This window comes from Paenibacillus sp. FSL M7-0896, assembly GCF_037975415.1.
GTDB lineage: Bacteria > Bacillota > Bacilli > Paenibacillales > Paenibacillaceae > Paenibacillus_AQ > Paenibacillus_AQ silagei.
The window spans coordinates 6,828,769-6,842,719 of the sequence record NZ_CP150250.1 but is presented as its reverse complement, the minus strand read 5'-3'; the positions used below and the strand labels follow the sequence as shown (position 1 = coordinate 6,842,719).

Below are 13,951 nucleotides of genomic sequence, written 5' to 3'. Positions count from 1 at the left end.
TACATTTACTACTACAAATACAGAGAGATATGGAGGAGGAGACCTATGGACAAGAGAAAATGCCTGTTGTTAGGCGATTACACACACCCCCGGTTTCACCCGTTGCAAGGTGTGGACAAGCAGGTCAGTGAAATTCTGCATGAGCTTCTGACGGTACAATGCTCGGAGAACAAGAAGCTGATGCTAAGCGAGCATTTGTCCGGATATGATCTGTGCATCGCATATAATGAATTGTGGAATGAAACCGTATCTCCGCAGCAAACGGCAGGTCTGCTGAGCTATGTCAGCGGAGGAGGCGGTCTGATTGTCCTGCACACCGGGGTATCCCTGGCGAAGCGTTATGAGCTGGCTCAGCTGATCGGTGCCAGATTCACCGGCCATCCGGCTTATACTCCGCTTCAGTTCAAGGTGCAGGAGCATGATATTACCGAAGGCATCGAAGACTTCCAGCTCGATGAAGAGCCATACCGGTTCGAGTTCGATCCGTTCACCGAGAAGCAGATTCTGCTCGAATACGAAGCGGACGGGGAGATGCTGCCTGCGGCCTGGTGCCACAGCTATGGCCTGGGACGGGTGGTCTATCTGATGCCCGGCCATCATGAGCCGTCGTTCCGGCATCCGGCTGTTCGTCAGCTGATTCTGCGGGCAGCCACCTGGGCGGCGCGTATCCCCAGATAATCAGCAAATAATCGGCAATATCGAAGCTTAGCCCCACTTTGTGGGGTTATTTTGTGAAATGGCGGGCGAAGGGGTATACTTTATCCATAACTGCAATCTTTGGGAGGGAAGTACCATGAGTGATCTGTTGAAGAAAGCTATCTCATTAGGCGTAGGCCTCACCATTGTCAGCAAGGAGAAGGTTGAGAAGGTCGTTGACGAGCTGGTAAAGCGGGGCGAGCTGGCCCCATCGGAATCCAAGGCGCTGGTGGAACGGCTGGTAGAGCGCGGAGATGAAGAACGGGGTGTGTTCAAGTCTGCCGTGCAGGAGCAGGTTCAGCGGGTGCTGAAGGAGCTTAAGGTACCTGTGCAGGAGGATATCACCAGGCTGGAGTCGCGCATTGCCCAGCTTGAGGGCCGTGTTGCCGAGCTTGAGGGCAAGTCACCCCAGGAGACCACCGTGCCGGAACAGCGTACGGAATAAATGGCTGTCCGCATAAGGCATGCCGGACGTTACCGGGCAATCGCCATGGCGCTTATGCGTCATGGCTTCGGCTATATGGTGGAGGAACTGGGCCTCTACCATCTTCTGTCGCTTCCCCGCCGGATCATCACACAGGAGGTTCATGAAAGTGTGACCCTCGCTGAGCGGGTCCGCAGGGTGCTGGAGGAGCTGGGGCCGACCTTCGTCAAATTGGGCCAGCTTGCCAGTACGCGCTCCGATCTGCTGCCTGATGCGATTATTCAGGAGCTGGTCAAGCTACAGGACAATGTGCCGCCGTTCTCAGCCGAGACGGCCCGCAATATTCTGGAGCAGGAGCTGGACCAGCCTATTGATGCGGTCTTCGAATACTTCGAGAACAATCCGCTCGCTGCCGCCTCCATCGGCCAGGTGCACCGCGCTGTGCTGCATGGCGGACAGAGTGTTGCGGTCAAAATACAACGTCCAGGCGTCATGCGGACGATGGGCAGGGATCTTGAGATTCTATCGGATCTAAGCCTGCTCGCCGAGCGCAAGATGGACTGGGCCAGGCAATACGGATTAGCCCGGATGGTCGAGGAATTCTCCCGGGCGCTGCTGGCGGAGCTGGATTATGCCCAGGAAGGGCGCAATGCCGAGCGTATAGCCGGGCAGCTGTCTGCTCAAGATAACATCTATATTCCGGCCATCTACTGGGATTTCAGCTCCACAAGGGTTCTGACTATGGAGTACATGGAAGGGATTACGCTGAACCGCAAGGACGAGCTACTGGGCTCGGGCATGAAGCTTAAGACGATTGCCCAGCAGCTCGTGGAGATGATGCTGAACCAGATTTTTATTCATGGCTTCTTTCATGCCGACCCGCATCCCGGGAATGTCATGGTGCTGGAGGACGGAAAGCTGGCCCTGATCGACTTCGGAATGGTCGGGCGGCTTAGCGAGGAGATGAAGGATGGCCTGTCCGCGCTGGTGATTGCACTCATGCGCAAGAATACGGACTCAATGGTACGGGCCATTCTGCGCCTGGGAGTGATCCCGGAGGAGGCCGACCGGATGGCACTGCACGAGGATATGGACCGGCTGCGCGAGCAGTATTATGATATCCCGTTCAAGCAGGTCAGCATCGGCAAGGCGCTGAATGATCTGTTCAGCATTGCCCGCAAGCACCGGCTGGTCATTCCGCCGGATCTGGCGCTGCTGGGCAAGACGATGCTGACCCTGGAGGGCATGGTCGCCAGCCTGGACCCGGCCTTCAGCATTATGCAGATGGCCGAGCCGTTCGGCAGGCGGCTGATCAAGCAGCGCTTCAGCGGAAGCCGTCTGCAGCGCAAGCTGCTGGGCGGGGTAGCTGATCTTGCCGAGAGTCTGGTTGAGCTTCCCGCTCAGGCCCGGCAGCTCTCCTCGCTGATCAGCAAGGGGAAGCTGAAGGTGGAGATCGGGGTCCCCGAGCTGCAGGACCTCGAGCATAAGTTCAGCCGGATCGGCAACCGCCTCTCCTTCAGTATCGTGCTGTTGGCCTTCAGCATCATCATGGCCGGACTGATTGTTGCCTCCTCCCTGCGCGGCGAGCCGTCGCTGCTCTGGGACTTCCCGATTGTGGAGATCGGCTCGGTCATCGCGCTGCTGATGATTCTGTGGCTGCTATTCTCTATCTTCAAATCGGGCAGATTCTAGCCGGAAGAGACGGATAAATAATTATTCTTCGCCGAATGCATACAAAGGTTGCAAAATCAAGTACAATATTAAGATAACTTGCCACAATTAAAGTGTAATGGAACGCAAATGGAGTGCCGTCTGAACGTCCGGTGGATCGCTGCTGCGCCGTATAACCGAACGTTCGACCGCTGCCTTGCGGGCCCATGGGACGGAAGGGCTCCGGTGACGGGGTGCTTCCGCTTTTATTTAATATGATAAGAATGTGAAACGGTACCGTCCTTATACAGGGCCTGAGGGTGAGATCCCCTCTGCTTACCTTGCGTACATTACTCCGTTACATGGATGAATATAAGTTATGGACTGACATGATGAACTGAAAATTTAGAAAATTAGTGAGGTGGAGCAATTGCCGGGTTTTAAAGATTTAGGAGTATCTGAAGTGCTGATTGATCTGCTCAAGGGGCAGGGCATCGTGAAGCCGACGCCGGTGCAGGAAGAGGCGATTCCGCCACTGGTGCAGGGTCTGGATGTGATCGCACGTGCGAAGACGGGAACGGGGAAGACGCTGGCTTTTCTGCTCCCGATTATGGACAAGATCCGGGTGGAGGCCGCTTATCCGCAGGCGCTGATTCTGGCACCGACGCGTGAGCTGGCGCTGCAGATTACCGAAGAGGCACGCAAGCTGGCCCGTCATACGGGTGTGAAGATTCTGGCGGTCTACGGCGGTCAGGATGTGGAGAAGCAGCTGCGCAAGCTGGAAGGCGGCAGACATCTGATCATCGGTACACCGGGACGGCTGCTGGATCACCTCCGCCGGGAGACCCTGGACCTTAGCGGCGTGAAGATGCTGGTGCTGGATGAAGCGGACCAGATGCTGCATATGGGCTTCCTGGAGGATGTGGAGACGATCATTACGGCTGTGCCTTACCGCCGCCAGACGATGCTGTTCTCCGCGACGATGCCGGACCCGATCAAACGGCTGGCAGCGAACTATATGAAGGAGCCGCTGGATGTCATTATCAAGAGCGGTTCGCCGATCCCTCTGGATAATATCCGCCAGCAGGTGGTGGAATGCTCGGACCGCAACAAGGAGGAGGCGCTGATCTCCCTGATCGAGCGCGACCGTCCTTACCTGGCGATCATCTTCTGCCGGACGAAGCGCCGGGCCATCAAGCTGAACGAGGCGCTGCAGGCGGCCGGGTATGACTGTGACGAGCTGCACGGCGATCTGTCGCAGGGCAAGCGCGAAGCCGTCATGAAGCGGTTCCGTGACGCCAAGCTCCAGTTGCTGGTGGCTACGGATGTGGCGGCACGGGGTCTGGATGTTGAAGGGGTCACCCATATCTTCAACTATGATCTTCCGCTGGATGCGGACAGCTATATTCACCGGATCGGCCGCACCGGCCGCGCCGGAGGCAAGGGCCTCGCGATCACGTTCGCTTCGCCGCGTGAGCGCGCCGGGCTCGAACTGATCGAGCACTGCATCTCCCAGCGGCTGGACCGCCGCCGGTACGAGAAGGATGAATTCGGCGTAGGCGAATTCACCTCGGTGCAAGGCGGCGGCTCGCCGCGCGGGCGGCAGACGCGGCGCCTGAAGCGGCGCGCGCCGGCCGTGGCGGCCGCGGGCAGGGCCGCAGCGGCGGTGCGCCGCGCGGCGAAGCCGCAGGGCGTCCGGGCGGGCGCGGACGCGGCGGCAAAGACGCAGGCGGCTGGGGCGCGCCTGCGGAAGGCGGCGGCCGCAGCCGGAAGGACGCGGCCGGAGGCGGCAAGCGCAGCGCGTACAGCGCAGCTGCGGCGCCGAAGGGGGACTCCGCCGGGCAAGGCGCGGCGAAGAAGCCGAGACCTGGCGGCGGCTACGGCGCCTTCGCCAGCGGCGTCGACAGCGCACCAGCCAGCGGCTATGCTGCGGGTGCAGGTGCGGGTGCCGCAGCCGGGCGCGGCGGCAAGGGCGGCGCTGCGCGGGGCGGGGCCTCCAGAGGCAACGCCTCCCAGGGCGGGCCGAGCAGCGGCTACAGCACCAACGTATCCCGGGGTGCAGATGCGGGCGGCTTCAGCTACGGCGCTTCGAAGGGTGCCGGCTCGGGTGCCGGGTATAATCCCGGCGGCGCGAAGTCGAGCCCGAAATTCCGGGCGCATGTAGCGCGCAGCAACGATGCGGGCGGCTATAACGCCTCCGCTCCCAAAGGCGGCTCACGCGGCGGCTCCAAGGGCGGTAAGGGCGGCTTCAGCTCGGGCGGACGCAGCAGCGGCGGAAGTTCATCGCGCGGCGGGCGCAGCTCCTCCAGATAAAGGCGCTTTACATGCATAGCTAATCCTTGTTACCATAGGGCCGTTGGCGTAACAGCCAATGACTCTATGGTAATATTTATTTACTGAAACCTTTTGGCTATCAGGCCTGTCTAATAGATACTGCCGTAACATTCGGGTACAAGTATAAATAGAGAGATAAAGAATGTAACCTGCACTTTGGATCAGGCGGGGTTCTGCCGAATACAGCAGTGCAGGGGTACACAACGTTTAGGAGGATTCACAGCATGTCCAAAACCGCTAAAATTATCATTCTACTTATCGCCGTCATTGCGGTCGGCTGGGGAATCGGGAAATATACTGCCCCGTCCGCTTCTCCGGAGAACGGAACCAATATAAGCACAGGCACAGACCTGGGAGCCGAGGGGCCGGATGCAGCTCCTGATGCTTCGGCAGTGCCGGGGTCTACGGATCAGCCAGCTCCTGGCGGTTCAGGCAATGGCACATCCGGGAACAATGCTGCGCAGATGGTGGTAGCCGAGCCGGAGAGCATCACGGTTATGGTTAATAAGCAGTACAGCCTGCCTGATCAGTATAAGCCTGCCGATCTGGTCTACCCGGACGTACCTTTTATCTTCTCGGAGAAGATTGAGAAGCGGATGCTGCGGCGTGAAGCGGCTGCGGCGCTGGAGGAGATGTTCGCGGGGGCGAAGGCGGACGGGGTCTATCTGGCCGGTGTATCCGGCTACCGTTCGGAATCGACCCAGAGACGGCTGTTCGATAACTATGTCGCCAGAGACGGCGAAGAGAAGGCCCGGACTTACAGCGCCATGCCGGGACACAGCGAGCATCAGACGGGGCTGGCCATTGACCTGTCCGGCAGAGACGGCAAGTGTGCGGCGGAGAGCTGCTTTGCAGGAACAAAGGAAGCGGAGTGGCTTGCCGCCCATGCCGCTGAATACGGCTATATTATCCGGTTCCTTGAAGGCAAGGAGGCGATTACCGGGTACAAGTATGAGCCTTGGCATGTCCGGTATGTAGGCAAGGAGATTGCAGCTTCCATAGCCGAAAGAGGGATCACACTCGAAGAATATTACGACGCCGTCCCGGTGTCGAATTAACCTACACAATGATCAGGCGGTCCCGCGATTTGCGGGGCCGTTTGTGTGTCTGGGCGGGCGGGAGGTGGTTTGTTCGCCAGTTGGCTGTATCGCCACAATGAAGCGTGTACGGACATTAACGGGGCGCTATAGTAAGAGGTTGCATCTCTGAAGCTACAAAGAAGCAGGCTAGGGTGAGTAATGTATGCTTTTGATGCTACAAGGCACGCTGATGTCGGGTAATAGATGCTCTGATCATACGTGTGTCAGGAGAATAAGTGGATTTCATCCACCTCCTGTGGCGCGATTGAGCCCTCCTCCGGTAGCAATTGGAAAAAGAGCACTTAATTAATCACTATCCAGCAAAAGTAGCCAAACGCTCCAAATTAGATGCTGTTCATCCACTTGCTTCCGGCCAATCGTCTGAAACCGGGAAAATAAGATACGTTAATCCACTTGCTTGCTTCTGAGGCGGGTAATGGCTCGTTCAGCAGCATGGTTCACCCCCGGAAACGCTGGTTAAGTAGTGGGAAACCGCACACTATGAAATGGGAGGCGTTCTGGATGTCTGAACATAATCATGTGGTGAGTAAGGACGGTAGTGTGACCATGAACCGGGTGACGGAGGCGCTGGACCGGATCGATCCGGGGCAGAAGGAGATGATTCTGGACAATTTCGGGCAGTTCAAGGCGTATTTAGGAAAGCGCATTCAACTGGCGCAAAAAATCGGCCTCAGCGAGGAACAGCTGGCGCTGGCCGCCGAGAAAATCGCCGATTATCTGGCAGCGTACGAGGAGCCCCGCAATAGCGAAGAGAAGCTGCTGCTGGAATTGTGGAAGGCCGGGAACAAGGAGGAGCGCCACCGGCTGGCGCATATGCTGGTAAAGATGGTGCAGCACTAAAAGTAGCGGTACCGGAAAGTAGCAAACGTTTTTGTAGTAATCAACGCTGATGGCATAGAGTGCCTATACTCTCCTGCAAAAAGCATGAACAAGCAGCATGGCTCCCTGAAACAGTAACAACGTTGCTCCATCCCATCCTATAAAAGTAAAGTAAATCAGGCGGTTCCGTGATACTTGCGGTGCTGCCTTTTTGCTGTGCTGCCTTTTTGCTGTGCAGGAAACAATTGACCCGGCAGCGGATGGGAGATATAATTATTTTATTATATGAGCATTTGTTCATATGTATGTTAATCAACCATCCACTATCCATCCATCCAAGCCATCCATCCAACAAAGGAGCTATGTCCAATGACCACCCTCAATCTCCTATCCCTGATCTTATTTTGTTCGTTCCTTGCCTCTTATGTGTTAAAGCTTGTAATTCTCAACAGAAAGAACAACATCCAGGCCAATGTACTGGGCAAAGGTAAGAAGATTACGATCATTAAATCAACCGAATGGTTTGTCAAAATCGCTACGCTTCTGTGGGGCGCTACATGGTTCCTGATGTCCATAGCTGAGCCGTATCTTGTGAACTTGCTTGGGCGGCATTATAATCTTCCGGTTGTGAATTATATCGGTGTGGGTATAGTTAGTATAGGGTGTGCGGTATTCATTCTTGCCATGGCAGCGATGAGCACTTCCTGGAGAGTAGGAATTGATAAGTCCACAACAACCAGGCTGGTGACCCGCGGGGTGTATAAGATTAGCCGGAACGCTGCTTTTGTCGGCTTCGATCTGATGTTCGCAGGTCTTTATCTTATGTATCCGAGCTGGCTGACGCTGGTTATTCTAGTGTTGAATGTTGCTGCTATTCATCTGCTGATTCTGCAGGAGGAGAAGCATCTGCGTCTTGTCTTTGGCGAAGAATACAGATCCTACAGCAGTAGGACGCCAAGGTATCTCTGAAGACTCTACAATCCAACCCATTGGAGCTGCTCTCATATGAAATTAAGCATTCTCGATCAATCTCCGGTATCGGAGGGAAGCACTCCGGCAGAGGCGCTCCGGCAGACGGCCCTGCTGGCCCGTGAAGCGGAACGGCTCGGCTATCACCGCTTCTGGGTTGCGGAGCATCATGCTGCGCCAGGCCTTGCCGGCTCCAGCCCTGAAGTGCTAATGGCGCATCTCGCTGCGGTGACCTCAGCGATCCGCATCGGCTCGGGAGCGGTGCTGCTCCCGCATTACAGTGCGTTCAAGGTCGCGGAGAATTTCCGCGTCCTGGAGGCGCTCTATCCCGGGCGGATCGATCTCGGGATAGGGAGGGCGGCAGGCGGCGGTGCCCTGGCCGCCAAAGCACTACAGGATACCCGTGTGACTATTGACGACGTTGACCGGTACGAGCAGCAGATTCAGGAACTGATTGCCTATCTCTATGAAACAGAGGGAGAAGCATCCCCGCAGCGCTATGCCGGATTGCGGGCAACGCCTGCAGTAGACTCAGCACCGGAAATCTGGCTGCTGGGCTCCAGCCGGGAGAGTGCGGCGCTCTCGGCCCGGCTGGGAACCGGTTATGCCTTCGCCCGGTTCATTGCCGGGAATGGGGGAGCGGGAGCGGTGCATGAGTACCAGGACAGCTTCGCGCCATCCGTGGCCGCTGCATCGCCGAAGCCGCTGCTTGCGGTGTTCGCCGTCTGTGCAGAGACATCGGCCGAAGCAGACCGGCTGGCTGCCAGTATGGATCTCTCACTGGTTAGCCTGGAGAGGGAACACCTCTCTTCCCCGACCCCGTCCGTAGAGACTGCACTGAACTATACATATACCCCTTACGACCGTTTCACCATTAAGGATAACCGGAAGCGGATGGTCATAGGCTCGCCTGCTGAAGTCAGGGAGCAGCTTCAGCTGCTGGCGGAGGAATACCGCTGCGGGGAGCTGATGATTTCTTCGCATATCCATGAGTTCAGGGACAAGCTGCAGTCCATCCGGCTCATCGCCGAAGCCTGCGGGCTGCAGCGCAGGGCGTAGCCTTTGCCGCCGGAATTTGGTTTTGGCTGAGAATAGGGTAAAATGAAGAGGTTACTTATCTAAAGCTTAAAGCGCACTTCAAAACTGGGCCATACAGCCGAAAGGAAGCGAAGCAGAGATGTCAATTTATAGTTTTGCCGGAGTGAAGCCTTCGGGTACAGAAGTGCCGTTTAAGGACTATGAGGGCAAGGTGCTGCTGATCGCCAATACCGCCAGCAAGTGCGGACTGACCCCGCAATATGGAGATTTACAGAAGCTGTACGAGCAGTACGGGGACCAGGGGCTGGTGGTGCTGGGCTTTCCGTGTAACCAGTTCGCCGGTCAGGAGCCGGGCACAAGCGAGGAAGCGGAGTCCTTTTGCCAGATTAACTATGGGGTTGCGTTCCCGGTGTTCGCCAAGGTCGATGTGAATGGTCCGGAGGCGAGCCTGCTGTTTCAATATTTGAAGGGCCAGCAGCCGGGTGACGGCGAGAGCAGTGATATCCAGTGGAATTTCACGAAGTTCCTGGTGGACCGCAGCGGCAATGTAGTGGCCCGTGTCGAGCCGAAGGAATCACCGGAGAGCATGAAGGGGCTTATCGAATCCCTGCTTTAATGAGGCTGAAATCATCCGCTCTGAAGGCTGGAGCCAGGCTATACGTGTTCTCCCGGATAGTGGTGCAGATGCGCCCGGTCCGGGAGTTTTCTATACAATTAAGTTTCACCCTTTATGAAAATTATCCTTGAATCTTTTCAGAGACCCTGTATTCTTTGAAGAGAAATGCTTCGCCTGACTACATGAATCGCATACTGGAAGCAAGAATGCAGGATAATAACGGCAGGAGGGTTACATAACGGCATGAGGTTAATTACAGAGGTAGCATCGGCAGCGGGGATCAAGGAGGAGCATCTGGAACTGTACGGCAAATATAAAAGCAAGCTGGCGCCCTCGCTCTGGACAGAGCTGAAGCACAAACCGGACGGCAAGCTGGTTCTGGTTACCGCAATGAATCCTACACCGGCAGGTGAAGGCAAGACGCTGACGACGATTGGGCTCGCCCAGGCGATGAATGCAGCGGGTGTACGCACGGTAGCAGCGCTGCGTGAACCCTCGCTTGGTCCCTGTCTGGGGATGAAGGGCGGAGCAACCGGAGGCGGCAAGGCGCAGATTGTTCCGGCAGATGAGATTAACCTGCATTTTACGGGGGATATCCATGCGGTGACGTCAGCACATAACCTGCTCTCGGCGATGATCGACAATCATATGTTCCAGGGCAACAGCCTGGGGCTTGATCCGCAGCGGATCGTCTGGAAAAGGGTTATGGATATGAATGACCGCAGCCTGCGGAATATCGTGACCGGCATTGGCGACGGCAATGGAACTGTGCGGGAGAGCGGCTTCCAGATCACAACAGCCTCCGAGATTATGGCCGTGCTCTGCCTGTGCAGCGACCTTGCGGATCTGAAGCAGCGGCTCAGCCGCATTCTGATCGGGTATGACCATGCGGGTCAGCCGGTAACGGCACAGGCGATTGGAGCTGTAGAGGCGATGACTGCGCTGCTGAAGGAGGCGGTGAAGCCGAATCTCGTGCAGACGCTGGAAGGAACCCCGGTCATTGTACATGGCGGCCCGTTCGCTAATATTGCCCACGGGTGCAGCAGTGTAATCGGAACCCGCTACGCACTAAAGCTGGGCGATGTGGTGGTGACGGAGGCAGGCTTCGGCGCAGATCTGGGCGCGGAGAAATTCATGGACATCAAATGCCGTCAGGCCGGGCTGGCACCTTCGGCTGCTGTTCTGGTGGTCACGGTGAAGTCGCTAAAATACAACGGCGGCGTCCGCAAGGAAGAGCTGTATGAGGGCAATCGGCCAGCGTTGCTCTCCGGAATGTCCAATATGGAGCGGCATATTGAGAACCTGCACAAGTTCGGTGTGCCTGTGTTGGTGGCACTGAATCATTTTGAAGGGGATGCCCCTGCTGAAGTGAATGAGGTGCTGGAAGCCTGCGGGCGGCTGGGTGTACCTGCTGCGGTGTCCAAGGTATGGGCTGAGGGAAGCTCGGGCGGACAGGAGCTGGCGAAGGAGCTGATGAAGCTGCTGGACCGGAAAGAGCCTGTGAATTATGCGCCGCTGTATGAAGACCATCTGGATATCCCGTCCAAAATCAACCGCATCGTCACGGAGATCTACCGTGGTGCGGGAGTAGCCTTCTCTCCGGCAGCCAAGCGCAGTCTCGCTGTCATTGACCGGCTGGGCCTGCACCATCTTCAGGTCTGCATGGCCAAAACCCCGTATTCCTTCTCGGATCAGCCCCGGCTGCTCGGAGCCCCGGAAGGCTTCACCATGGGCGTCCGGGACATCACCCTGTCCCTCGGGGCGGGATTCGCTGTTGTGATCACCGGCAACATGGTCACGATGCCGGGTCTCCCCGCCAAGCCCGCAGCAGAAGGCCTGCTGGTGGATGAGGATGGCGTGATTTCGGGTCTGGAATAAGACATCAGCAGCTAATAGTTGTAGTTTGGCCTCACTTTACCGCAGATATGCTGCGGAGGGTGAGGCTATTTGGTATGCTAAAACAAACATGTCTTTCAAGGCACAACCCCAGCATGAAAATGAGCAGCGCGCCTAAAAACAGAACGAACACAATGGGACTGGGCGCGCCGCGTAGGCCAAATGTAATCGAAAAACCGATCACAATGGGACCTGGAACGCCGCGTAAGCCAAATGTAATCAAAAAACCGATCACAATGGGACCGGGAGCGCCGCGTAGGCCAAATGTAATCGAAAAACCGATCACAATTGAACAGGATGCGCCGGGTAAGCCGAATGTAATCGAAAAACCGATCACAATGGGACCGGGTGCGCCGCATAGGCCAAATGTAATCGAAAAACCGATCACAATTGGACCGGGAGTGCCGCGTAAGCCGAATGTAATCGAAAAACCGATCACAATGGGACCGGGCGCGCCGCGTAGGCCGAATGTAATTGAAAAACCGATCACAATTGGACTGGGAGCGCCGCGTAAGCCAAATGTAATCGAAAAACCGATCACAATTGGAGTGGGTCGGGTAGCGTAAGCCAAATGTAATCGAAAAACCGCTCACAATTGGACCGGGTACGTCGCGTAGGCCAGATTCCCTCCTGCTGTTTCCTGCTCCTGGCAGACATAATGCCCTTCCTCCGGGGGAAACTAAGCCAAGGTTGAAGAGTGCAGCGGCGGTACAAGTGGAGTGGATGATGCGGTGAACCTCCAAAGTTATTAAAATTTGAAATTGTGAACAATGTGAGAAAAATCACAATAACTCTTGCAATGTGATAAATATCACAATATAATCAGTATATAAAGTGAAAACAATCACAAATGTAAAGTTGTATAAACGCAGTCAGTACAGCACTTTTTTACAGACGCAATCACAAGCCCTGATAAATAAGCTTTTCAACTTGGAGGAGGAAGAAATTATGAAAGTAGCAGTCATTGGATGTACCCACGCCGGAACGGCCGCCATTGTAAATACCGCACAGTTATACCCGGATGCCCAGATTACGGTGTACGAGCGCAACGATAATATCTCATTCCTGTCTTGCGGCATTGCCTTATACGTTGGCGGTGTGGTCAAGGACCCGCAGGGACTATTCTATTCCTCCCCGGAACAACTTGCCGCCCTGGGTGTGCAGACGAAGATGCGTCATGAGGTAATCAACATTGATACCGCCCGCAAAACCTTGAAAGCCCGCAACCTCGTGACCGGCGAGGAAATGGAAGATACTTATGACAAATTGATTATGACAACAGGCTCATGGCCGATTGTGCCTAAGCTTGAAGGAATAGAGATGGAGGGCATCCTGCTCTCGAAGAACTACAATCACTCCAACACCATTATCGAAGAAGCGCAGAAGGTGAACAGAATTACTGTGGTCGGTGCCGGATATATCGGGGTCGAGCTGGTGGAGGCTTTTCAGATGAACGGCAAGGAAGTTACGCTGATTGATGGGGAAGACCGCATCTTAAGCAAATATCTTGATGAAGAGTTCACCGCACCGATCCAGCAGTCGCTTGAGGATCACGGCATTAAGCTGGCGCTGGGCGAGAAGGTCGCCTCCTTCGCAGGTGAGAACGGCAGAGTGACCAAGGTGATTACGAGCAAGGGTGAACATGAGACGGATCTGGTTATTCTCTGCATCGGCTTCCGTCCGAATACCGAGCTGCTGAAGGGCCAAGTCGATATGCTGCCGAACGGCGCGATTATGGTTAACGATTATATGCAGACCAGCCTGCCGGATGTCTATGCTGCCGGAGACAGCTGCGCGATTCATTACAATCCGACTGGTAAACACGCGTATATCCCGCTGGCCACCAACGCAGTGCGTATGGGAACGCTGGTTGCCCGCAATCTGGTCTCGAATACGATCCCTTACATGGGAACACAAGGAACGTCGGGCATCAAGATCTATGAGGACAATATTGCCGGAACCGGACTGACGGAAGAGGCTGCTGCAGCCGAGGGAATGGATACGGAGAGCGTGATGCTGATCGACAACTACCGTCCGGAGTTCATGCCGACCTTCGAGCAGGTTCAGGTAAAAGTGGTCTTTGACCGTGCTTCCCGCCGCATTCTGGGCGCGCAGATTATGTCCAAGATGGATCTGACGCAGTCGATCAATACCGTATCGGTCTGCATCCAGAATAAGATGACCGTGGACCAGCTGGCCTTCATCGACTTCTTCTTCCAGCCGCATTACAACAAGCCTTGGAACTTCCTGAACACCGCAGGCCTTCAGGCTCTGCCGAAACTGGCTGCCGTCAAAGAACCTGTACACGTATAACTCTAAAAAGTAAAATGTTCTGCCGGAGCCCATTAGGGCTCTTTTTTTGCGGCAATAGCCAAAGAGAGCTGCCTCTCAAGTCAACTTCGACTTGTT

13 protein-coding genes are annotated in these 13,951 nt (G+C 55.8%); 12 read left to right on the top strand and 1 reads right to left on the bottom strand.

Annotated elements, in window-relative coordinates:
- The first annotated feature begins 45 nt into the window (after positions 1 to 45).
- From MKY12_RS29640 to MKY12_RS29625, 4 genes are all read left to right on the top strand, one after another.
- On the top strand, positions 46 to 678 hold the full coding sequence (locus tag MKY12_RS29640) for a ThuA domain-containing protein (RefSeq protein ID WP_339251967.1): 633 nt from the start codon (positions 46 to 48) through the stop codon (positions 676 to 678).
- A 115-nt stretch (positions 679 to 793) separates the two neighbouring features.
- Positions 794 to 1,141 (top strand): ATP synthase subunit B, encoded by a 348-nt coding sequence (locus tag MKY12_RS29635; RefSeq protein ID WP_036728281.1) that lies wholly within the window; start codon positions 794 to 796, stop codon positions 1,139 to 1,141.
- Positions 1,142 to 2,812, top strand: a complete 1,671-nt coding sequence (locus tag MKY12_RS29630) for an AarF/UbiB family protein (RefSeq protein WP_209868541.1) — start codon at positions 1,142 to 1,144, stop codon at positions 2,810 to 2,812.
- 421 nt (positions 2,813 to 3,233) lie between these two features.
- Entirely contained in the window at positions 3,234 to 4,934 is a 1,701-nt protein-coding gene (locus tag MKY12_RS29625; RefSeq protein ID WP_339311907.1) for a DEAD/DEAH box helicase, read from the top strand.
- Positions 4,935 to 4,956: 22 nt separating this feature from the next.
- Here MKY12_RS29625 and MKY12_RS29620 read toward each other — a convergent pair whose 3' ends face one another.
- Complete coding sequence (locus tag MKY12_RS29620) at positions 4,957 to 5,100, bottom strand: hypothetical protein (protein ID WP_339311906.1); 144 nt, start codon at positions 5,098 to 5,100, stop codon at positions 4,957 to 4,959.
- A gap of 228 nt (positions 5,101 to 5,328) precedes the next feature.
- Here MKY12_RS29620 and MKY12_RS29615 point away from each other — a divergent pair, with 228 nt between their 5' ends.
- From MKY12_RS29615 to MKY12_RS29580, 8 genes are all read left to right on the top strand, one after another.
- Entirely contained in the window at positions 5,329 to 6,162 is an 834-nt protein-coding gene (locus MKY12_RS29615; RefSeq protein WP_339251963.1) for a M15 family metallopeptidase, read from the top strand.
- 543 nt (positions 6,163 to 6,705) lie between these two features.
- Positions 6,706 to 7,044, top strand: a complete 339-nt coding sequence (locus MKY12_RS29610; protein ID WP_076080903.1) for a DUF3243 domain-containing protein — start codon at positions 6,706 to 6,708, stop codon at positions 7,042 to 7,044.
- A 348-nt stretch (positions 7,045 to 7,392) separates the two neighbouring features.
- The gene (locus tag MKY12_RS29605) at positions 7,393 to 7,992 is read left to right on the top strand and encodes an isoprenylcysteine carboxylmethyltransferase family protein (RefSeq protein ID WP_339311904.1); all 600 of its coding nucleotides are present in this window, start codon (positions 7,393 to 7,395) and stop codon (positions 7,990 to 7,992) included.
- Positions 7,993 to 8,028: 36 nt separating this feature from the next.
- The gene (locus MKY12_RS29600) at positions 8,029 to 9,051 is read left to right on the top strand and encodes an LLM class flavin-dependent oxidoreductase (RefSeq protein WP_339311902.1); all 1,023 of its coding nucleotides are present in this window, start codon (positions 8,029 to 8,031) and stop codon (positions 9,049 to 9,051) included.
- A 118-nt stretch (positions 9,052 to 9,169) separates the two neighbouring features.
- A complete protein-coding gene (locus tag MKY12_RS29595) occupies positions 9,170 to 9,646 on the top strand; it encodes a glutathione peroxidase (protein WP_339311901.1) in 477 nt (158 codons plus the stop codon).
- Positions 9,647 to 9,889: 243 nt separating this feature from the next.
- Positions 9,890 to 11,524, top strand: a complete 1,635-nt coding sequence (locus tag MKY12_RS29590) for a formate--tetrahydrofolate ligase (protein WP_339311900.1) — start codon at positions 9,890 to 9,892, stop codon at positions 11,522 to 11,524.
- Between the two features lie 113 nt (positions 11,525 to 11,637).
- A complete protein-coding gene (locus MKY12_RS29585) occupies positions 11,638 to 12,108 on the top strand; it encodes a hypothetical protein (RefSeq protein WP_339311898.1) in 471 nt (156 codons plus the stop codon).
- A 382-nt stretch (positions 12,109 to 12,490) separates the two neighbouring features.
- Entirely contained in the window at positions 12,491 to 13,855 is a 1,365-nt protein-coding gene (locus MKY12_RS29580) for an FAD-dependent oxidoreductase (protein ID WP_339311896.1), read from the top strand.
- Positions 13,856 to 13,951: the final 96 nt, after the last annotated feature.